The sequence below is a fragment of the Nocardia sp. NPDC004582 genome (assembly GCF_053602115.1).
In genome coordinates this window covers 1-1,133 of record NZ_JBSGCY010000307.1, presented here as the reverse complement: position 1 = coordinate 1,133, position 1,133 = coordinate 1, and the positions used below count along the sequence as shown (strand labels likewise).

The following is a 1,133-nucleotide window of genomic DNA, read 5'->3' as shown; positions in this document are numbered from 1 at the left end:
CGATGTTCAGCTCGCGGGCGAGACCGAACAGCTCGACCAGCGTCTTACCGGCGGAGGCCATGGCGTCACGGGGACGCATCGCCTGCTTGGTCTCGACGTCGACGATCAGCTTGTCGAAGTCGGTGCGCTGCTCGACACGCGTGGCCTCGACCTTGTACGTGACCTTGAGAACCGGCGAGTAGATCGAGTCGACCGGGATGCGCCCGATCTCCTGACCGACCTGCTTGTTCTGCACGGCGGAGACGTAACCGCGGCCGCGCTCGACCGTCAGCTCCATCTCCAGCTTGCCCTTGCCGTTGAGCGTGGCGAGGACGAGGTCGGGGTTGTGCACCTCGACACCGGCCGGGGGCGCGATGTCGGCGGCGGTGACCAGACCCGGGCCCTGCTTGCGCAGGTACATCACGACCGGCTCGTCGTGCTCCGAGGAGACGACGAGCTGCTTGATGTTGAGGATCAGGTCGGTGACGTCCTCCTTGACGCCCGGCACGGTGGTGAACTCGTGCAGGACGCCGTCGATGCGGATGCTGGTGACAGCGGCACCCGGGATCGAGGAGAGGAGGGTCCGGCGGAGGGAGTTGCCGAGGGTGTAGCCGAAGCCCGGCTCCAGCGGCTCGATCACGAACCGGGAGCGGAACTCGTCGACGACCTCTTCGGTCAACGAGGGACGCTGAGCGATCAGCATGTTTCGTTTCCTTCAGTCAGGGACGCCCGCTATTTGACGTCCTACTGGTACTGCAAGGGTACGGGCGGCACGCCTCGAAGGAGCCGTACCGCCCGAACCTCAGTCAAGCGTGCGTCAGACGCGGCGACGCTTCGGCGGACGGCAGCCGTTGTGCGGGGTGGGGGTGACGTCCTGGATGGAGCCGACCTCGAGCCCGGTCGCCTGGAGCGAGCGGATCGCGGTCTCACGGCCGGAGCCGGGGCCCTTCACGAAGACGTCAACCTTGCGCATGCCGTGCTCCTGCGCGCGGCGGGCGGCCGACTCGGCAGCCATCTGCGCGGCGAACGGCGTGGACTTGCGGGAGCCCTTGAAGCCGACGTGGCCCGCGGAGGCCCACGAGATCACGTTGCCGGCCGGGTCCGTGATGGACACGATCGTGTTGTTGAACGTGCTCTTGATGTGCGCCTGGCCG

Annotated in this window: 2 protein-coding genes; both read right to left on the bottom strand. The window is 67.3% G+C overall.

Annotated elements, in window-relative coordinates; all coding sequences use genetic code 11:
- The coding region (locus ACWELJ_RS34220; protein ID WP_452370193.1) for a DNA-directed RNA polymerase subunit alpha at positions 1-682 on the bottom strand (682 nt) is incomplete at its 3' end.
- 114 nt (positions 683-796) lie between these two features.
- Positions 797-1,133 (bottom strand): 30S ribosomal protein S11 (gene rpsK, locus ACWELJ_RS34215; RefSeq protein ID WP_452370192.1); only part of this gene is annotated, 337 nt, incomplete at its 5' end.